The following is a 21194-nucleotide window of genomic DNA, read 5'->3' as shown; positions in this document are numbered from 1 at the left end:
AGAAGTCGGATCGTAGCCATGTCGTTCTGTGAGCCAAGGAGTTGCGGATACGAATTGTCTTCCTAAGACCGCTTGGCCTCCGACGTATGAACACTCTTCATCGAGTTAAATCGTTTTGTCGATTTCTCAATGCCTGTGAGTGTCCACACAGATTGCTTGATATATTGTTAAAGAGCAGTACCGCGATGATTCTCATCGGGTCAGGGCTGCGTATTTTACAGAACCCTTTTTCAGCGTCAAGCCCTTTTTTATCTGGTTTCGAGCGAGTGATGATTTTATCTTCACACCTTTGAAACCAAGGCTTGTTGCCAACTACTGAACTTGAATTTGAACAGTTATTTTGTTCTCGTTCGCCGTGTCAGTGGGAGCGCATTATAGGGAGCTTGAACTTTTGTGCAAGGGCTTTTTTCAGCATTTTACGATCTTTTTTGAGGCCCTAGAGTTAGTCACACGTTAAGCACTTTTTACCCCCAGAGTTATCCACATTTGTGAGTTTGTGGAACAAAAAACGCGTTTTAAAAGCAACAAAAAAGGCAATCCGAAGATTGCCTTTAATGACTTACAGTGTGTTAGCTCAGTTTGCCATGACACTGTTTGTATTTTTTACCTGAGCCGCAAGGACAAGGATCGTTGCGCCCTACTTTCTCACCATCACGCACAACTGGAGTATGTGCGGCGACTTCGGCATCGTGTTCGGCTTCATTTAAAGCCTCAGAAGTGGCGTGCTGATATTGATGTTGGATCCGCGCTTCTTCTTCACGACGACGGGCTTCCATTTCATCTACATCCGATTGAGCCTGTACCTGAACCTTGGACAGAATACTAATCACATCGTGTTTGAGTGACTCCAACATCTGCTGGAACAACTCGAAGGATTCACGCTTATATTCCTGTTTGGGGTTCTTCTGTGCATAACCACGCAGGTGAATACCCTGACGCAGGTGATCCATGGCCGCCAAGTGCTCTTTCCACAGGCCATCCAGAGTCTGCAACATCACGGCTTTTTCAAACTGACGCAGCACCTCAGGGCCCACCATCTGCTCTTTGGCCTCATAGGCCTTGAGCCAAGATTCGATGATCCGCTCACGCAAGGTCTCTTCGTGCAAGTCTTCTTCTTTATCCAGCCACTCCTGCAGCGGCAAGTCCAGTACAAATTCCTGTTTGAGTCGCTGTTCGAGGCCGGCAACGTCCCAGAGCTCTTCAACTGACTGTGGTGGAATGTATTGATCGATAACGCCTGTGATCACGTCTTCCTGAATATTCTTGATGGTATCTTCGATGCTTTCGGCATCCATCAGTTCGTTACGCTGAGCGTAAACCACCTGACGCTGGTCGTTGGCGACATCATCAAATTCCAGCAACTGCTTACGAATATCGAAGTTACGGGCTTCCACTTTACGCTGGGCATTCTCAATCGCACGTGATACCCAAGGATGTTCAATGGCTTCGCCTTCTTCCATGCCCAACTTCTTCATCATGTTGGCAACCCGATCTGAGGCGAAGATCCGCATCAGGCTGTCTTCCATCGACAGATAGAAACGTGATGAACCCGCATCGCCCTGACGGCCGGAACGACCACGCAGCTGGTTGTCGATACGACGGGACTCATGACGTTCTGTACCCAGGATGTGCAAACCACCGGCGGCGACTACGGCATCGTGACGTTCTTGCCAGTCGGCACGGATCTTGGCAATCTGCTCCTCGGTTGGGTTTTCCAGTTCCTCAATTTCCGCTTTCCAGCTACCGCCCAAGACGATATCGGTACCACGACCGGCCATGTTGGTGGCCACGGTTACCGCTCCACTACGTCCAGCCTGAGCAACAATTTCAGCTTCTTTTTCGTGGAACTTGGCGTTCAGTACCTTGTGAGGGATCTTTTCCCGATCCAACAAGTTGGACAGCAGTTCAGACTGTTCGATGGAAACTGTACCGACCAATACTGGCTGACCACGTTCACGACAACCTTTGATGTCCTGGATAATGGCGTTGTATTTTTCTTTGGCGGTGAGATACACCAAGTCAGCCATATCGTTACGGATCATCGGCCGGTTGGTGGGGATCACTACGGTATCCAGACCATAGATATGCTGGAATTCAAAGGCTTCGGTGTCAGCAGTACCTGTCATACCGGCCAGTTTTTCATACTGACGGAAGTAGTTTTGGAAGGTGATAGAAGCCAGAGTCTGGTTTTCATTCTGGATCTTCACGCCTTCTTTGGCTTCCACCGCCTGGTGCAAACCTTCAGACCAACGGCGCCCCTGCATGGTACGGCCGGTGTGCTCATCGACGATGATCACTTCGCCATCCTGCACTACATAGTCGACATCCCTTTCAAACAAGGTGTGAGCACGCAGCGCGGCGTTAACATGGTGCAGCAGTGAGATATTGGCGGCCGAGTAAAGTGAATCCCCTTCGGCCAATAGGCCAGATTGGGTCAGCAGGAGTTCAATTTTTTCCTGACCGCGTTCAGTCATGTGAACTTGCTTGGCTTTTTCATCCACGCTGAAGTCCCCCTCACCGACATAGTCGTCCGAGTCTTCTTTATCCTGGCGGATCAGATTAGGGATCAGCTTATTGACCTTAATGTAGAGTTCAGAGCTGTCTTCTGCGGCGCCGGAGATGATCAGCGGTGTACGGGCTTCATCAATAAGAATGGAGTCGACTTCGTCTATCAGAGCATAGTGCAATGGACGTTGTACCCGCTCCTGCGGTGAAAACGCCATGTTGTCGCGCAGATAGTCGAAACCAAATTCGTTGTTGGTACCGTAAGTGATATCTGAGTTGTAGGCGGCTTTCTTTTCCAGCTGGCCAAGACCGGCGACGTTAACTCCGACTGTCATTCCAAGGAATTCAAACAGTGGGCGGTTGGTGTCGGCGTCACGGCGAGCCAGATAGTCGTTCACTGTAATAACGTGAACACCCTTGCCGGTCAACGCATTGAGATAGGCAGGCAGTGTGGCGGTAAGTGTCTTACCTTCACCGGTGCGCATCTCGGCAATGCGGTTGCTATCCAGCACCATACCGCCTATCAACTGCACGTCGAAGTGGCGCATCTCGAACACCCGCTTGGAAGCTTCACGCACAGTGGCAAAAGCTTCAGCCATAATGTCATTAAGGGTTTCCCCTTTTTCAAGCCGGTCACGGAACTCCTGGGTTTTGGCCTTAAGCTGCTCATCGCTGAGTTGCTCATATTCACCTTCGAGCGCGTTGATCTTGTTGACTATCTTGCCCAGGGCTTTAAGGGTGCGGTCGTTACGACTACCAAATACTTTTGTCAGTAATTTACCTAACATCTGAATCACTTATTCTGTTGTAGGCCAAGCCTCTTACGAGTCTGGCGGCCAGTTCCAATTAACCTGCTTTGCGGTAGACGTACTTCTTGGGATCTATCTGCTGTCCACCCCGCAACACTTCATAATGCACATGAGGTCCTGTCGAACGCCCAGTGCTTCCCATGGTGGCAATTTTCTCGCCCTTGGCGACCACATCACCTACAGTTACTGACAAAGCTTTATTATGACCATAGCGGGTGCGCAATCCGTTACCGTGATCTATCTCCACCAACTCACCATAGCCAAACATATTCCCGGCCCATGTCACCACACCACCACCGGTGGCGATCACATCGGCTCCTTCTGTACCCGCAAAGTCTATGCCTTTATGCACAGTTCTGCGGCCATTGAAAGGATCATTACGTAAACCGTAGGGCGAGGATAACCAACCTTTGTTGATTGGCCGCCCTGATATATAACGCTCTTCATCTATATGGAGATTGGAAGCCACTGTTTCAAGCAGTGACAACTGAGCATTATTACTATCAATTCCTGATGCCAGCCGATCCATATCGGAGATCAGCTGCTCCAGCTCTATGCTGGTGCCCAGCTCGCTCAGGCCGCCAATACCTACCTCGGCGCCGAAATCGAACTGTTCTTCAAGCTGGTAATTCTGGGCAAGAGTTTGCCCGAGAGCCTCAAGCCGGGTCAGTTTGGCCTGCATTCTGGCGACATGCGCCACCAAGGTTGCCAACTGAGTTTCGGTTGCCTGCTTGAGTTCTTTGACTTGTTTCTGTTGCTGCTCACGAGCTTGGCGCTCGTTGTCGACGTTGGCCTGTTGCGACTCAAATCGCTCGGCGTTGTAATGATAGAGCCCTGTGCCCGCAGCGAGGAGCAATATAGGCAACAGCAACCAGCGTTTGCCAGGTTGCCAGCGCGTCACGCCATTCCGACCTTGAATAAAAACTGTTACACTCATAGCCTAATTCAGCCATCTTATTATCATAATGAAGAAGCTCCCTCAGCACCTCAGCCAATTACTGCATCAGTCGGGACGTCTGCCCGATCTGGCCGAGAAAGCGGAGCTTTTGTTGTATCTGAACCAGCATGTCAAACAACTGCTGTCAGGCCCTGTCAGCGAACAGCTGAAAGTCGCCAATCTGCGCCAAAGTGTGCTGGTTATTGAAACCCCTTCCGCCGCATGGGCCGCCAGGATTAACTTCCAAAAAACCAAACTTCTTGCCCAACTTCAGGCAGAAACGCTCCCAATGCTTACCGCTATTGAGGTTAAAGTCAACCCGGCACTGGCAACATCGGGGGCAAAACCCCAAGTGGTTCACAGACAGTTGAGTGAAACCGCGGCTTCACATATCAATGCACTGGCCGAACACACAGAAGGTGAGCTGGGCCAGAAACTAAAACGGCTGGCTGCATTAGCCAGCCGTAAAAGGCAGTCCTAGTTTTACGATTAAGCCATCACCACATTGGATGGCATCATAAAGCTGACAGGTACATCCGCTTCTTTTTCGAAGCTGACCAACTCCCAAGCATCCTGCTGGGCAAGCAGAGCCCGCACCAACCGGTTGTTAAGAGCATGCCCCGTCTTGTAGGCACAGAACTCTCCGACTATGGCGTGACCCGCCACATACAGGTCACCAAACGCATCAAGAATCTTGTGCTTAACAAATTCATCCTCATAACGCAGGCCATCGGGGTTGAGGACACGATATTCATCAAGCACAACCGCGTTTTCCATACTGCCACCCAATGCCAGATTGTTGGCACGCAGGTACTCGATATCACGCATAAAACCAAAGGTTCTGGCGCGGCTGATATCTTTCACAAAGGCGGAAGAGGAAAAATCCATCACCATATGTTGTTGACTACGGGCAATTTCAGGGTGATTGAAGTCAATAGCAAAGTCGACTCTGAAACCTTTGAAGGGTCGCAGTTCAGCCCACTTATCACCGTCTTCAACACGCACTGTGTGCTTGATCTTCAGATATTTCTTGGCCGCTGACTGATCTTTGATCCCCGCGCTTTGCAGCAGGAATACAAAGGGGCTGGCACTGCCGTCCATGATGGGGATCTCGGGAGCATCCACTTCAATAACGGCATTGTCGATTCCCAAACCCGCGAGTGCAGCAAACAGATGCTCAATCGTTGAGATGCGAACACCTTCATCATTGACCAGAGCCGTACACATAGTCGTTTCACGCACCTGCTCTGCCTTGGCAGCAATCTCCACTGCCGGCTGCATATCGGTGCGCACGAGTACGATCCCTGTATTGACTGGTGCGGGCTTGATAGTCAAAGTCACCTTATTGCCGGAATGCAAACCGACACCTGTGGTCTTTACTATTTTTTCAACAGTTCTTTGAAAAATCATTTAGTTACCCGTATTCATCTCAACAAAAAGCTCTGCCTTGGACGATAAAATCGACACTTCTCGGGCGCAGCTGGTCGGATATCCTAGCATAAATCGGCAATTTCACAAAAATTTACCTACCTTCGCTTCCTGGAAACAAAGGGGAACACCCAATTTACACCCGTGATAACCGCCAGTATCAGTCGGCTTGCTTACGCAAAAACGCCGGAATATCCAAATAATCAAGCTCGTTCTTATGCGGATTGGCCGCAGGTTGGGACGCCGGAACTGCATTGCTCTTGTGAGCAACAGGCATAGCAGCTTCTTCCTGAGGCATATAGGTTTCGACCTTGGGCTCTGGCACAGGTTCCTGGCGCGGAGCAGGTTTGGATACCAACTGGATGTCAGGTTTTCTTTCCGATCCTATGCCGGTAGCAACCACAGTAACCCGCAGTTCATCACTCATTTCTGGATCGATAACAGCACCGACAACCACAGTCGCATTGTCTGAAGCATAAGCCTTGACGTGGTTACCCACTGTCTCAAATTCTTCGATACTCATATCCATGCCGGCAGTAATGTTAACCAGCACGCCACGGGCGCCTGCCAAGTCGATATCTTCCAGCAGCGGACTGGCAACAGCCGCTTCGGCCGCTTCTTCGGCGCGGTCTTCACCACGAGCGACACCTGTGCCCATCATGGCGTTACCCATTTCGGACATAACGGTTTTCACGTCGGCGAAGTCGACGTTAATCAGACCGGGACGGGTGATCAGTTCGGCAATACCTTGCACCGCACCCAAGAGCACATTGTTGGCTGCAGCAAAAGCATCCAGCAGTGATGTACCACGACCCAATACCTTAAGCAGTTTCTCGTTGGGAATAGTGATCAGCGAGTCAACATGCTTGGCCAGTTCAGTGATCCCCTGATCGGCGAACGCCATACGCTTCTTGCCTTCGAAGGGGAAAGGTTTAGTGACCACGGCCACTGTCAATATCCCTTCTTCGCGGGCAATCTGCGCCACCACAGGTGCGGCACCTGTACCCGTACCGCCACCCATACCGGCCGCAATGAAGATCATATCCGAGCCCTTGATAGCCTCACGGATATTTTCACGATCTTCTTCGGCTGCTGCGCGACCGACTTCCGGGTTGGCACCAGCCCCCAAGCCCTTGGTGACATCTCGTCCCAGTTGAATAGTGGTGCCCGCGGCAGACTTACGCAATGCCTGGGCATCTGTATTGGTGGCAACAAACTCAACACCTTCGATGTTGTGTTTCACCATATGCTCGACGGCATTACCACCGCCGCCACCGACGCCGATGACCTTTATCACCGCCTCGTCAGAATGAGTATCCATGATCTCAAACATGGTTGAATTCTCCGTATTACCTGCGTTTACGTAAGTTAAAACTCACCTTTAAACCAGCTCTGAACCCGATTCCAGAGACTGGTCACCCCTTGACGCTCGGGTCGTTCAAACTGACGTTCGATAACCCTGCGCGCGCCGTAATGTAACAGCCCAACACCTGTGGAGTAGATGGGCTGATCCACATATTCATACAAACCTTTCACCGGCAGCGGTGATGCCACCCTGACCGGCATGCCGAAAGTGGCTTCGGCAACATCCACAGCCCCTTCAATAGAGGCGGTACCACCGGTCAACACTATGCCGGCGGCAATTTGATCTTCCAGGCCACTGTCCTTGAGCTCTTTGAATACCAACTCGAACAGTTCCTGATATCTGGGTTCAACCACTTCGGCCAGAGTATGACGCGACATGGTTCTTGATGGTCGCCCCCCCACAGACGGCACTTCTATGCTGTCTTCACGGCTCACCATGGAGCTGCGGGCACTGGCATGCTGCACTTTAATCTGCTCGGCATGCGACAGCGGCGTGCGGAAAATTTTGGCGATATCACTGGTTACCTGATTGCCGGCCACAGGCACCACGGCGCAGTGACGCAGAGCGCCATTGGTATACACAGCGATATCTGTAGTACCGCCACCGACATCCACCAGACAAACACCCAGATCTTTTTCATCATTGGTCAGTACCGCATCGGCCGAAGCGATACCGGAAAACACCAGGTCGTCCACCTTGAGGCCACAGCGTTCAACACTCTTGGTGATATTCTTGGCCATATCATTGGCGCAGGTGACTATATGTACCTTGGCTTCCATCCGCATGCCGGACATGCCGATAGGGCTGCGGATCCCTTCTTGAACATCTATTGCATATTCCTGTGGCAGTACGTGCAAAATGCGGCGCTCAGTGGGGATCTTCACCGAACGGGCCGTGTGGATAACGTTGTCCACGTCTTCCTGGGTCACCTCTTCATCATTGATGGAGACCATGCCGTTTTCGTTCTGACAAGCGATATGCTTGCCGGAAATGCTCAAATACACCGAAGACACCTGACAGTCTGCCATCAGCTCGGCCTGATCCAAGGCCCGCTGCACACTGCGCACGATAGAATCGAGGTCGTTGACCCCGCCTTTATCCATGCCGCGTGATGGATGATTACCCAGACCGACGACACTGATTTCGCCATCGGGCAAGACTTCACCTATGATCACAGCGACCTTGGATGTCCCTATGTCCAATCCGACGATCAGATTTCTATCTTGGTTCTTGGTCATTAATTAACGGCTCTCTTCTTGTGCGTCTTCCCAGCCTACTGCCAGACCCGTGTCATAGCGTAGATCCACTCTGGCGACACTCTTTTCCTGTTTAACCAACTCCGGATACACGTTGATAAAACGCTGTATCCGCGCCATCTTGTCCTCTCGTCCCAATTCCAGCATGATGCCGTTGCCCAAAGTCGCCTCCCAGGCATGTCTCGGGCTGAGACTCAATCTATCCAGCTTGAAGCTGTTTATCCGCAGCAGTTCATCCATCTGCCGAAAGGAGGTCAATACCTCCTGTGCCATAGGTTCAGGTCCCACCAACCAAGGCAAATTTTCCAGCCCGGGTTGCGGTGGCGCCAGAAACACCTCTCCGTGTTCATTGAGCCATTCATCCTGATTCCAGTGCGCCACGGCAACCTGTTCTTGCAGATAAACCTTCAGCTTGGCCGGCCATTCGCGCCGAACCGAGGCCCTGTATACCCAAGGCAGGGCCTCCAGCGCCTGTTGCACCTCGGCCACATCAGCGCTGAAAAAGCTACGCTGCATCAAGTCCTGCAAGGCGCCGCGGATTTCCGCATCCGTGGTGTACTGGCGCTCGCCTTTTATCGCCACTGCCTCAATGGGCAAGGCCTCGGCATCATTCAGCACCAGTCCCAATTTCCAAGCCGCCATGCCAAATGCCGCCAGTACCAACAGCAGAAAGCCAATCCCGCTGCAGAGATACCAATTGACTCCGGCAAGCCTTGCCCGGCCCTTGTGCAACCTGTCCTTCAGCGCCATGGTCCTGCCTGTTAGCTTGGCGGAAAACCGGCCATTATATAGGGCTGGTTTTCTTGGTCAAAAGATACTGTTTTCAAGCTATTAAGCGATGAAAATCTATTCAGAAATCGTATCTTTGTTATCATCACTAAACCCCAATTCGCTGCTCGCCAATTGGCGCGCCAGGGCCCCTATGTTACCTGCGCCTTGAGTCATCAGCAGATCGCCGTCCTTGAGTACATCCGGCAGTATCTCCTGCAACTGCTCCGGCGTAGCGACATAGATAGGGTCAACCTGACCACGCAATCTGATGCTGCGGCACAGCGCGCGGCTGTCGGCTCCCGCGATAGGTGCTTCACCGGCGGGATAGACCTCCAGCAGCAATAGGCCATCGACCTGAGACAATACTTCGACAAAGTCCTCGTACAGATCCCGGGTGCGGCTATATCTGTGTGGCTGATAAGCCATCACCAGGCGCTTATTAGGCCAACCGGCACGAGCCGCCTTGATAGTGGCTGCGACTTCGCTGGGATGATGGCCGTAATCATCAACCAACATCACCTCGCCCTTGGGAGTATCGAAGGCCCCCAGGTGCTGGAAGCGGCGGCCAATTCCCTGGAACTCCGCCAGCGCCTGCACTATGGCGGCATCATCTATATCATCTTCACTGGCCACGGCAATCGCCGCCAAGGCGTTCAGCACATTGTGCCGTCCCGGCAGATTCAGCAGCAGATCCAAGTCATCCCGGCCCTTGCGACGCACGGTAAAACGGCATTGAGGCCCTTCTTGGCTGAAGTTAAGTGCCTGCACATCAGCCTCATCACTGAAGCCATAGGTCACCATGTGGCGCCCAATGCGCGGCATAATCTCTTTCACCACAAGATCATCGATACAAAGCACGGCCACACCGTAAAACGGCAGATTATGCAGGAAGTCAACAAAGGTGGTTTTCAACTTCTCAAAATCGCCGCCGTAAGTATCCATATGATCGGCTTCAATATTGGTTACCACACTCACCATAGGCTGCAGATGCAGGAAGCTGGCATCACTCTCATCGGCCTCGGCGATAAGGTAACGGCTATGCCCCAAGCGAGCATTGGTGCCAGCACTGTTAAGCAGGCCACCTATTACAAAGGTCGGATCTCGCTCGGCCTGACCATAAACACTGGCGATAAGGCTGGTTGTAGTGGTTTTGCCATGGGTGCCGGCAATCGCCACCCCATGACGGTAACGCATTAACTCAGCCAGCATCTCGGCACGGCGCACTATCGGAGTGCGGCTGGCTCTGGCGGCCGCGACTTCCGGGTTATCCGCTTTAATCGCGGTAGAAACCACCACCACATCAACGTTGACCACAGCCTCGGCACTGTGGCCGATAATGATGCGAGCACCCAGAGCCGCCAAACGTTCAGTCACGGCATTTTCGGCAATATCCGAACCACTGACCTGATAACCTTCGTTAACCAGAACCTCGGCAATGCCCCCCATGCCGGCGCCACCTATGCCAACAAAGTGAATGCGACGCACCCGGCGCATTTCCGGGATCATGGCGCGAAGCTGGGCGTATTTCTCTGCTCTGTTATTCATCTATTTCCTTTCTCTGCCAGTTCGATACAGACCTGGGCGACTTTATCGGTCGCATCCAGCACAGCGGCCGCTCTGGCTCTTTGCCCCATCAAGGTCAATTCATTTCTATCACTGCCAAGCAGGGCCAGCTTATTCGCCAGCCTGGACACATCGACAATCGGCTGCGGCAACAGGAAGGCCGCGCCCGCATCCACCAACACCTGGGCGTTGCGGGTCTGGTGATCATCCACCGCATGGGGATAAGGCACCAACAGGCTGGGCAGGCCAACGGCCGCCAGCTCAGAAACGGTTAGGGCACCGGCGCGGCAGATGACCACGTCGGCCCAACGATAGGCGGCTTCCATATCATCGATAAACTCAGCGACTTTAACTCTGCCGTCCTGTCCCAGCTGCTGATATTCAGCTTCCACCGGCGCCTGATTGCCCTTGCCCACCTGATGCCAAACCGTCACTGACTGTGACTTGCTGACCTCGGCAACCACAGCTGGCATAAGGTCGTTGAAGACCTTGGCACCCAGGCTGCCACCGACAACCAAAATTTTCAGCGCATCCTGATGCTGGGCTCTGGGCTGTCCCCCCAGAGTAATAAGCTCCTGGCGAATAGGGTTGCCAACCACTTCGGCCTTACCCGGATCGAAGGTATTGGCAAAGGCGCACAGCACCTTGGTGGCAATACGGGAAAGCAGCTTATTGGTCATCCCGGGAATGGCGTTTTGCTCATGCAACACCAACGGAATACCGCTGAGCTTGGCGGCAACGCCGCCCGGACCGCTGGCAAAGCCGCCCATGCCCAACACCACATCTGGCCGAAATTCGCGGATAACCCTGCGCGCCTGAACAATCGAGCGCAGCACCTTGAAAGGCGCTGCCAGCTTGCGCACTATGCCGTTGCCGCGTACGCCTTTAATGTCAATAAAATCTATATCAAAGCCGTGCTGAGGCACCAAACGCGCCTCCATCCGGTCTGCTGTACCCAGCCAACGCACCTGCCAGCCCTGCTGTGCCAGGCGTCTGGCCACTGCCAACGCCGGAAAAACGTGACCGCCGGTACCACCGGCCATCACTAAAATACGTTTGTTATTCAAATTGTTACCCTTCATGACTTCAGCCTCCCCTGCACCGCCTGGATCAGGCTGAGACGCCGCTCATGATCTATCCGGATCAGCATCATGACCGCAGCCGTCATCACCCAGAGACTACTGCCGCCATAGCTGATAAAGGGCAGTGTCAGCCCCTTGGTCGGCAAAATGCCGATACTGGCGCCCACGTTCACCACAGTCTGGAAACAGATCCAGATCCCTATGGCGTAAGCCAGATAACCTTCAAATGCCCGATCCATGGCCAAGCATTGACTGCCGAGACGAATCGCCCGCAGCGCTACGAACAGTAGCACTGCCAGCACGGCAACTATGCCGATAAATCCAAGCTCTTCCCCTATAACGGCGAAAATAAAGTCAGTGTGCGCCTCCGGCAGGTATTCCAGTTTCTGGATGCTATTACCAAGTCCCTGACCAAACCAGTCGCCGCGACCATAGGCCATCAGCGACTGAGTCAACTGGTAACCGCTGCCGAACGGATCCTGCCAGGGGTCGAGGAAGGAAGTTACCCGCCGCATCCGGTAGGGCTCCAGCAGCACCAAAGCCACAAAGGCCATAACCCCGGTCAGGATCAGCGCGAAGAAGTCCAGCAAACGGGCACCGGCCAAAAACAGCAGCCCGACTGTGCCAACAAATAGCACCACCACGGTTCCCAGATCCGGTTGCATCAGGATCAAGAAGGCATAGACGGCAAAAACCGCAATCGGTTTGTAAAAGCCCTTGGCGTTTTCACGCACTTCCTGATGCCGCCTAACCAGATAACCGGCCATGTAGACCGCAAAAACAAACTTGGCTATCTCGGCCACCTGAATTCTCACCGGCCCCAGAGACAACCAGCGTGTCGCCCCGTTTACAGTGGTGCCTACTGCCAGTACGGCCACCAACATGACGCCGACCAGCAACAGCATCAGTGGACTCAGTTGCTGCCAGCGCTGCATCTCTACCTGCAACACCACTGCGGCGATCACCACGCAGCCCGCCAAATAGAACAGATGCCGGGTCACAAAATGAAATGGATTACCAGTCAGGCTCTGGGCTTCCGGCATAGAAGCCGACATCACCATCACAAAGCCAAAGGCGATCAACGACAAAACAGCAAGCAGCAAACGCCGGTCATACAGTTGCATGCCCTGCGATTGCTTTTCACCGAACCAGTCGGACCAGCGCCACTTGAGGCTGGTTCCGAACAGGTTAAGTTGTCGCTCATCACTGCTCATCCAGCGCCTCCACCAGATGGCGGAAGTCATCGCCCCTGGCCATAAAGTTACTGTACATATCCAAGCTGGCACAGGCCGGCGACAACATGACTATGTCTCCGGAACTCGCCAGTTCGGCAGCCTTGTTCACGGCTTCTGCCATGGAGCCAACCTTGATGGCGCCCTCTTTCAGCGCCGCTATCTTGTCACCGTCCCGTCCCAGGGTAATTAGGTGAGTCACAGAACCCAGCACATTGGCAAGCGGCCGGAAATCAGCCCCTTTACCATCACCACCGGCAATCAGGATCACATCACCGAGATAGTCACTGAGCCCTTCAAGTGCTGCCACGGTAGCGCCCACATTAGTGGCCTTGGAATCGTTGATCCAAGTGGCGCCATTCTTGACCGCCACCAGTTCACATCTGTGCGGCAGGCCTTTAAACTCGCGGGCCACTCTGGCCATGGCTTCTTTATCCACTCCTGCCGCATCGGCTAACGCCATGGCGGCCAGCAGGTTGGCGTGGTTATGGCTGCCGAGCAGCGCCACATCCAACAGATTCATGATTTCACTGCTGCCGTGGAAAATTTTGCCGTCGGTGATCCCCCACTCATCCCCTTCGGGGTTACCCAGACCAAAGCTATTGTTGTTCATGGGTGACATGGGCTGCGTTTGCGGATCATCCCGGTTGAAAATCGCCAGTCGACTCAGTTCATATAGCCGCAGTTTGGCCTGGCGATAGGCTTCCAGGTCGCTGTATCTGTCCATGTGGTCTTCAGAAATGTTCAGGCAAGTGGATGCCAAACATTTAAGACTATGGGTTGTTTCCAACTGGAAACTGGATAGCTCCAGCACATAGTGACTAACGTTTTCGCCCAAAAGCTCCAGCGCCGGCACCCCTATGTTGCCGCCGATGGCAACCTGTTTGCCGCCGGCTTTGAGCATTTCACCGACCAGGGTCGTCACAGTCGACTTGCCATTGGAGCCGGTAATCGCCAGCACACATGGGCCCTTGTCAGCTATGGCGCGGGCAAACAACTCCACATCGCCAATCACTTCTATGCCCATATCCAGAGCCGCCCTTACTTCGGGGGTATCCATGGGGATCCCGGGACTGATGATGATCTGCTCCGCCTGCACCAGACCACGGCAATCGAAGCCGCCAAAGCAAAACTCCAAATCCGGAAATTCATTTTTCAGCGCCTCGGCACCGGGAGGATTGCGGCGGCTGTCCATCACCATAGGGGCATAGCCCTGAGCCACCAGATAGCGCACCACAGACAAGCCTGTGGCCCCCAATCCCAACACTATGTGCGAACAGCGACTCATCATGACTGCTTACCTCAACTTCAGGGTGGCCAATCCCAGCAGAACCAGGAACAAAGAGATAATCCAGAAACGCACTATCACTCTGGGCTCAGGCCAACCTTTCAATTCATAATGGTGGTGTATGGGTGCCATACGGAAAATCCGCTGGCCCCGCAGCTTATAGGATCCAACCTGAAGGATGACTGACAAAGTCTCCATTACAAACACACCACCCATAATCACCAGCAAAATCTCCTGGCGTACCAGTACGGCCATGGTGCCGAGCGCAGCCCCCAGTGACAGCGAACCTACGTCGCCCATAAACACTTGCGCCGGATAGGTGTTGAACCAAAGGAAACCAAGACCGGCACCGACTATTGCGGTACAGACGATCACCAGTTCACCGGCCCCCGGCAGATGTGGAATATGTAAGTAGCTGGCAAATTGCGCGTGGCCAGAGAGGTAGGCAATAAGCGCAAACGCCGCCGCTACCATAACGGTTGGCATAATCGCCAAACCATCGAGGCCGTCGGTCAGGTTAACCGCATTGCTCGAACCCACTATAGTGAAATAGGCCAGTACTACAAAAAACAGCCCTAGCTGCGGCATCACATCCTTGAAGAAAGGCACCACCAATTGGGTTTCACCCGGCAGAGATGCGGTCGCGTAGAGATAAAAAGCCACAGCAATCGCCGCCAGCGACTGTAAAATGTACTTCCAACGGGCCACCAGCCCCTTGGGATCCTTACGAACTACCTTACGGTAATCATCGAGGAAGCCGATGAGGCCAAAGCTGCCCAGGACGAATAACATCACCCAGACATAGCGGTTACCGAGATCGCCCCACAGCAGGACACTGATAAAGATCCCCGCCAGCACCAGTAATCCACCCATGGTTGGGGTGCCGCGCTTACTGAAATGTGACTCGGGGCCATCGTTACGCACCACCTGGCCTATCTGCAGCAATTGCAAACGCTCGATCAACTTGGGCCCCCACCAGAGCGCAAAGCTGAGGGCGGTCAACAACCCCAGAATCGCTCTGAAGGTCAAATAGGAAAACACGTTAAACCCGGTATAAAACTGGGTTAGATACTCCGCCAGATACACCAGCATCTACACTAACTCCCCACGCCCGAAGGCTGATTTAAGGGCCTCGACCACACGTTCCATACGCATGCTGCGTGAGCCCTTGACCAATACAGTGACACTCCCTGACAACTGATTGATATATTCGATTAAATTTTCCACCAAACGCCCTTGGGTATCCAGATGTTCCGTACCAAACCCCTGGCTGGTGTTCTGGGTTAATTGACCGCAGCAAAACAGGGCATCTATCCCGGCCTCCCGGGCATACTCACCCAGCTCGCGATGCAAAAGGGGGGCATTGTCGCCTAATTCCCCTAAATCGCCCAGTACCAGAATGCGATTTCCGTGAATTTCGTGAAGCCAGTTGATCGCCGCCTTGACCGAAGCCGGATTGGCGTTGTAGCTATCATCGATCAGCTGCACCCGCCCAAGCTCAGTGGGCAGCATGCGTCCCTTGACCGGCTGCATCTGTTGCAAGCCAGAGATAATGCTTGCCATATCCAGGCCCAGCGCCAAGCAAACCGAAGTTGCCGCCAGAGCATTGGCCACCTGATGTCGGCCGGCCAGCGGCAGCGCCAGCGAATACTCCTGCTGCTGCCAGCAAAACGTGCAGCGATAACGCCCCGAGGCATCGGCCTGTAAATCTTTGGCCGTCAGTTCGGCTGCTGCGTCAATGCCATAGCTTAACTGACGGTAGCCTAACGCAGCCTGACGCATTACCTCGGCGTATCTGTCATCGGCATTGATAATGGCGCAGCCGTCCGGAGCCAAGTGATTGAAAATTTCGGATTTGGCGGCCGCCACACCGGCCTCTGAGCCAAACCCTTCGAGATGAGCGCTGGCGACATTGTTCACTAGGGCAACATCCGGGCGCACTATGGCCGAGGTGTAATCAATTTCACCCTTGTGATTGGCGCCAAGCTCAAATACCGCGTATTCGTGTTCAGGCTCCAGGCGCAAGGCTGTCAGCGGCACGCCTATATCGTTGTTGAAGTTACCGGCGGTGTAGAGCACCTTGGCATGTTGCGACAATATGGTCGCCAACATCTCCTTGACGCTGGTCTTGCCGTTGGAGCCGGTCAAGGCAACACACTTGAGTGATACCAGGCTGCGTACCATGGCCGCCAGTTGCCCCAGGGACTGGTGAGGGTCGGCCACCAGCAGCTGCGGCACATCGAGTGCCAACTCGCGGCTGACCAGGAGCGCTACGGCGCCATTTTTGACCGCAGTAGGGGCAAACTCATGGGCGTCAAAGCGCTCTCCCTTGAGAGCGATAAATAAACCTTGGGTGCCTATATCACGGCTATCTGTGCTGACACTCTCAATCAGCTGCATTGCAGCAGTTGCCGGAATCAACTTGGCATTCAGCGCCGTGGCTATCTGTTGCAGGGTCAAAGGGATCATGCCTTGCCTCCGCTAAGTTCAAACGCCAAGGCCCGCTCATCATAGTGATGACGGCTTCCTGCCACTTCCTGATAGGTTTCATGCCCCTTGCCGGCCAATAAAATCACATCTCCCGCCTCTGCCTGGGCGCAAACCTGTTTAATGGCTGTCACCCTATCGACACAGGAGAGTGCCGCCTCGGGGCGAGTCAGCCCGGACATGACTTCATCAATGATGGTTTGCGGCTCTTCACTGCGAGTATTGTCGCTGGTGACCATCAAGCGGTCGGCAAAAGCCTCGGCTGCACGAGCCATCAGCGGTCGCTTGCCCTTGTCACGATCACCACCGCAGCCAAAGACACACCAGAGGCGGTTGTCGGTATGCAGCCGCAGCGCCTTGAGCGCTTGCTCCAGCGCATCCGGGGTATGGGCATAATCCACCACCAGCGAAAAACCTTTTCTCGATGGGAAGCACTCCATCCGTCCAGGCACGGGCTTCAGGGCAGGTGACAACGACAGCAGCTTTTGCAGCGGATAACCCATGGCATAGAGCGCCGTCAACGCTGCCAACAGATTAGAAAGATTGAATTCGCCCAGCAGCGGAGTTTCCAGCACGCCTTTACCTTCCGGCCAGTGGATCTCGGCGCGTACGCCCTTGGCGTGATATTGAGAGTTAACGGCAACAACTGCCGCTCTGGGATCTTGCTTAATGCTATAGCCGAGCGACTTGGCCTTGGGCAGTTCCTCGAACCAGGCCTGCCCTGTGGCGTCATCCAAGTTAATTACGGCGTGTTTGAGACAGGCAAACCGCATCAGCCTCAATTTGGCGGCGGCGTAAGCCTCCATGGTCTGGTGGTAATCCAGATGATCCCGGCTCAGGTTGGTAAACACCGCCACTTCAAAGGGCGCGGCTTCTACCCGTCCCTGCACCAAACCGTGGCTGGACACTTCCATGGCGCAGACGCTGACATCCATCTGCTCAAAAGCCTTGAGCTGGGCCATTACGGCCAAGGCATCACTGGTAGTATTGGTCGCTTCCTGGAGTTCACCCAGCAAACCGTTCCCCAAAGTGCCCATGACACCGGCCTTTTCGCCCAGCAAAGACACCCACTGGACGATAAGCTGGCTGACAGAAGTCTTGCCATTGGTGCCGGTGATCCCCACCAGGCGAGGCTTGACCGCGTGAATGCCATAGAACTGGGCCGCCAGCGCCGATAGCTGCCGACTCAGTTGAAAAAAATAGATGGTTAAGCCTTGCTCCCGCTCCACCTTGCCGTGGGCATCCGGATCGTCCGTATGCAGCAAGGCAGCCGCAGCTCCCTTGTTGAAGGCGGCGGCAACATACTCCCGACCATCGGCCTGATGTCCGGGAACGGCCACGAAAAGGCCACCTTCAACCACTTTCCGACTGTCGAGACAGGGCTCGGCCACCGTCTCCGCGCCGGAGTAATGAAACCAGGGAGCCAGCAGATCCCGCAATAACATCATTCTGCTCTCCTAGGTACCTGAGCCAGTTGTACGCGAGCATCATCACTCACAGGCTCCACATTCAACATCTGCAACGCGCCGGACATCACCTTGCCAAACACAGGTGCCGCCACCACGCCGCCGTAATATCTGTCCCCTTTGGGCTCGTTGATCACCACTACCATGGCAAGCCTGGGGTTGTTTGCCGGCGCGACACCGGCAAACAGGGCAACATAGTCATCGCCATAGCCACCGGCTATCGCCTTACGACTGGTGCCCGACTTACCGGCAACCGGATAGCCTTCAATGTGCGCCCGAGTACCTGTGCCGCCCTTCTCGGTCACGCCCACCAGCATGTTGATCACATCGCGGGCCACATCCGGGGCTATCACCCGGGTGCCTTCCGGCGGTTGCTTCAGTTTAAGAATCGATACCGGGTAAAGTATGCCGCCGCTACCCAGAGTGGCGTACATGCGCGCCAACTGCAGCGGAGTGGCTGTCAGGCCATAGCCGAAGGACAGAGTCGCCCGTTCAAAGTCAGACCATCTGTGTCTGTCCTGCACCAAACCGGCACTCTCGCCGGTCAGGTTGATCCCTGAATAGTTGCCGAGCCCCATGGACTGATAGGTACCCAAAAGCTGCTGCACCGGCATTTCCAGCGCCAACTTGCTGATCCCCACGTTACTGGACTTGATCAAAATCTTCGCCAATGACATATCGCCATAGTTGCGGACATCCCGCACCTGCCGGCCACCAATACGCATCCAACCGGGTGATGTCGGGATCAACTCATCATTCTTGACGATCCCGGCCTCCAGCGCCGCCACCACCACAAAGGGTTTCACTGTCGAACCCGGCTCAAAGGTGTCTGTCAGGGCGCGGTTACGCATCCTGTGACTCTGCAGGTTTTCCCGCGAGTTGGGGTTATAGGAGGGAGTGTTAACCATCGCCAGCACTTCGCCCGTGTGTACATCCAGTACCACCACGGAACCGGATGTTGCCTGGTTCATTTCGGTGGCCCGCTTGAGCTCACGGTAAGCCAACTGCTGAATACGCTGATCTATGCTGAGCACCAGATCATTGGGGCTCTCGCCCTCCTGGATGATATCCAGCCGCTCAACCACCCGGCCGTCACGGGACTTACGCACCTTCTGCTTGGAGGGAGTGCCGGTCAGCCAGCTGTTGTAGGTGTTTTCAATGCCTTCGATGCCGACATCATCAATATTGGTGATCCCGACCAACTGAGCGCTGATCTCACCGGCCGGATAGTAACGGCGTGATTCAGACTTGAGGTAGATACCGGGTAGCTTCAACTGCTCGATATAGTGTGCCACCGCCGGGGTAACCTGGCGCTTGAGGTAGGTAAAGCGTTTCTTGGGGTTGGACTGCACCCTGGCCAACAGGTCATCCAGCGGCTCGTGCAATACATCGGCCAGCGCCCGCCAGCGGCGCATATCATTGAAGCCATCCTTGTCGTGAACCACCTTGGGGTCGGCGTAGACGGCACGCACAGGCACACTGACGGCCAGCATCTCGCCGTTGCGGTCGGTAATAAGCCCTCTTTGCACCTGGTTGGAAGTGGTGCGCAGAGTACGCATATCACTCTCGTGACGCAGTTTTTCCGGTTCTATTACCTGGATGTAGGCGGCGCGTCCCACCAGTGAGACAAACAACAGGCAAACAAAAGCCACCACCACCTGCAGTCGCCAGTGGATCAGTTGGGGCTTTTGAATCCTTTTAGCCTGTTTTCTCATGGAAGTCTCACTACCACCTCTTCATTGGGTAAGGGCCTTATCATGTCCAATTCCTTGGTTGCAATCCGGGTTATCCTGCTGTGCTCCGCCTGCGACTGTTCTTCCAGTAACAGGTTGCGCCACTCGATATCCAAGCGATCTCTTTCCTGTAACAGCTTGTCCAACTCGCTGGTCTGGGTACGGCTGATGTGGCTGGTATATACCACAGCAACCGCATTCCCCAGCACCAGCATGCCCAGCAAGAGGATCCATTTGTGCTGCCAAAGATCCCGCAGCACTATACGCGCTAGATTGAGTTGCGACTTACTCACCGCCACCTCAGTAGGGCAAACGCTCGGCAATTCTGAGTACAGAACTGCGGGCCCGGGCATTAACGGCAATCTCTTCATCCGACGGTTTCAGCGCCTTGCCTATGGGCAACAACTGCCGTGAGCGATTAAGCTCAGCCTCGGTCACCGGCAAGCCGTAAGGTACTTCCTCACCTTTGCTGTGACGGCGGATAAAGCGCTTCACCATACGATCTTCAAGAGAATGGAAGCTGATGATCGATAACCGTCCCTTGGGCGCCAATACCTTCAATGCCCCTTCCAGCGCCTGATCTATTTGATCCAGCTCGCTGTTGATATAGATGCGAATCGCCTGAAACACTCGGGTTGCCGGATGCTTGTTGCGCTCTTTGTGTTTAGTGATCCTTTCGATCAAACCAGCCAGATCTTTAGTGCGTAAAAACGGCTTCTCATCACGATCGGCGGCGATACAACGGGCGATATGACGGGCGTTTTTCTCTTCACCATAGGTTTTGAACACCCAGGCCATATCTTCGATCTCGGCCCTGGCGAGCCACTGGGCCGCTGTTTGGCCCTGGCTGTTATCCATCCGCATATCGAGTGGGCCATCGCGCAGAAAACTAAAGCCACGTTCGGCATCATCCAGTTGCGGCGATGACACACCGAGATCCAGCAAGACGCCGTCTATCTTGCCCACCAGTCCCAGTTGCTCAACATAGTCAGCCAACTGGCCAAAACCGCCATGGACTATGGTGAAACGCGGGTCATCGGCAAACTGTTTCGCGGCTTCAATGGCCGCAGGATCTCTGTCAATGGCAATCAGCCGCCCCTGTTCACCCAGGCGGGAAAGGATCTGACGTGAGTGTCCACCCCGACCGAAAGTACCGTCGATATAGATGCCATCTGGGCGGATATTGAGCCCGTCTACCGTTTCTTGAAGCAGGACAGACAGGTGGGCAAAGTTTTGGCTCATCACTCTCTTCTTTAATCTGGTCTCACTCA

General features: G+C 54.2%; 17 protein-coding genes. 1 reads left to right on the top strand and 16 read right to left on the bottom strand.

From position 1 onward, the window contains the following. Positions 1-569 precede the first annotated feature (569 nt). Together secA and CX651_RS12210 are read right to left on the bottom strand one after the other, a co-directional pair. Complete coding sequence (gene secA, locus CX651_RS12215; protein ID WP_101056276.1) at positions 570-3293, bottom strand: preprotein translocase subunit SecA; 2724 nt, start codon at positions 3291-3293, stop codon at positions 570-572. A gap of 58 nt (positions 3294-3351) precedes the next feature. Next, entirely contained in the window at positions 3352-4251 is a 900-nt protein-coding gene (locus CX651_RS12210) for a M23 family metallopeptidase (protein ID WP_101056274.1), read from the bottom strand. 28 nt (positions 4252-4279) lie between these two features. Here CX651_RS12210 and CX651_RS12205 point away from each other — a divergent pair, with 28 nt between their 5' ends. Beyond that, a complete protein-coding gene (locus CX651_RS12205; RefSeq protein ID WP_025010897.1) occupies positions 4280-4732 on the top strand; it encodes a DUF721 domain-containing protein in 453 nt (150 codons plus the stop codon). An 8-nt stretch (positions 4733-4740) separates the two neighbouring features. Here CX651_RS12205 and lpxC read toward each other — a convergent pair whose 3' ends face one another. From lpxC to rsmH, 14 genes are all read right to left on the bottom strand, one after another. Beyond that, on the bottom strand, positions 4741-5661 hold the full coding sequence (gene lpxC / locus CX651_RS12200) for a UDP-3-O-acyl-N-acetylglucosamine deacetylase (protein WP_101056273.1): 921 nt from the start codon (positions 5659-5661) through the stop codon (positions 4741-4743). 178 nt (positions 5662-5839) lie between these two features. Then, positions 5840-7012 carry a cell division protein FtsZ gene (ftsZ, locus tag CX651_RS12195; protein ID WP_101056272.1) on the bottom strand — a complete coding sequence of 391 codons (1173 nt, stop codon included), beginning with the start codon at positions 7010-7012 and terminating at the stop codon, positions 5840-5842. A gap of 35 nt (positions 7013-7047) precedes the next feature. Further along, entirely contained in the window at positions 7048-8283 is a 1236-nt protein-coding gene (ftsA, locus tag CX651_RS12190) for a cell division protein FtsA (protein ID WP_039035199.1), read from the bottom strand. 3 nt (positions 8284-8286) lie between these two features. Further along, entirely contained in the window at positions 8287-9051 is a 765-nt protein-coding gene (locus CX651_RS12185) for a cell division protein FtsQ/DivIB (RefSeq protein ID WP_101056271.1), read from the bottom strand. Positions 9052-9147: 96 nt separating this feature from the next. After that, entirely contained in the window at positions 9148-10617 is a 1470-nt protein-coding gene (gene murC, locus CX651_RS12180) for a UDP-N-acetylmuramate--L-alanine ligase (RefSeq protein ID WP_101056270.1), read from the bottom strand. Further along, the gene (murG, locus tag CX651_RS12175) at positions 10614-11717 is read right to left on the bottom strand and encodes an undecaprenyldiphospho-muramoylpentapeptide beta-N-acetylglucosaminyltransferase (protein ID WP_101056269.1); all 1104 of its coding nucleotides are present in this window, start codon (positions 11715-11717) and stop codon (positions 10614-10616) included. Before murG ends, murC begins: the two co-directional genes overlap by 4 nt. Then, positions 11714-12931 carry a cell division protein FtsW gene (ftsW, locus tag CX651_RS12170; protein WP_039035202.1) on the bottom strand — a complete coding sequence of 406 codons (1218 nt, stop codon included), beginning with the start codon at positions 12929-12931 and terminating at the stop codon, positions 11714-11716. The genes murG and ftsW overlap by 4 nt, the downstream gene beginning before the upstream one ends. Further along, a complete protein-coding gene (gene murD, locus CX651_RS12165) occupies positions 12921-14240 on the bottom strand; it encodes a UDP-N-acetylmuramoyl-L-alanine--D-glutamate ligase (RefSeq protein WP_101056268.1) in 1320 nt (439 codons plus the stop codon). The genes ftsW and murD overlap by 11 nt, the downstream gene beginning before the upstream one ends. 6 nt (positions 14241-14246) lie before the next feature. Next, positions 14247-15329: a phospho-N-acetylmuramoyl-pentapeptide-transferase gene (gene mraY, locus CX651_RS12160; protein WP_101056267.1), complete on the bottom strand. Its 1083-nt coding sequence runs from the start codon at positions 15327-15329 to the stop codon at positions 14247-14249. Beyond that, complete coding sequence (locus CX651_RS12155; protein WP_101056266.1) at positions 15330-16706, bottom strand: UDP-N-acetylmuramoyl-tripeptide--D-alanyl-D-alanine ligase; 1377 nt, start codon at positions 16704-16706, stop codon at positions 15330-15332. Then, positions 16703-18172, bottom strand: a complete 1470-nt coding sequence (murE, locus tag CX651_RS12150; RefSeq protein WP_101056265.1) for a UDP-N-acetylmuramoyl-L-alanyl-D-glutamate--2,6-diaminopimelate ligase — start codon at positions 18170-18172, stop codon at positions 16703-16705. Before murE ends, CX651_RS12155 begins: the two co-directional genes overlap by 4 nt. After that, positions 18169-19905 carry a penicillin-binding transpeptidase domain-containing protein gene (locus tag CX651_RS12145; RefSeq protein WP_101056264.1) on the bottom strand — a complete coding sequence of 579 codons (1737 nt, stop codon included), beginning with the start codon at positions 19903-19905 and terminating at the stop codon, positions 18169-18171. The genes murE and CX651_RS12145 overlap by 4 nt, the downstream gene beginning before the upstream one ends. Beyond that, positions 19902-20216 carry a cell division protein FtsL gene (gene ftsL, locus CX651_RS12140; RefSeq protein WP_039035250.1) on the bottom strand — a complete coding sequence of 105 codons (315 nt, stop codon included), beginning with the start codon at positions 20214-20216 and terminating at the stop codon, positions 19902-19904. The genes CX651_RS12145 and ftsL overlap by 4 nt, the downstream gene beginning before the upstream one ends. A 7-nt stretch (positions 20217-20223) precedes the next feature. After that, a complete protein-coding gene (gene rsmH / locus CX651_RS12135; RefSeq protein ID WP_101056263.1) occupies positions 20224-21165 on the bottom strand; it encodes a 16S rRNA (cytosine(1402)-N(4))-methyltransferase RsmH in 942 nt (313 codons plus the stop codon). Between the last annotated feature and the right edge of the window lie 29 nt (positions 21166-21194).

The organism is Shewanella chilikensis (assembly GCF_002836945.1).
Taxonomy (GTDB): Bacteria; Pseudomonadota; Gammaproteobacteria; order Enterobacterales; family Shewanellaceae; genus Shewanella; species Shewanella chilikensis.
This window is presented reverse-complemented; position numbering and strand designations above follow the sequence as displayed.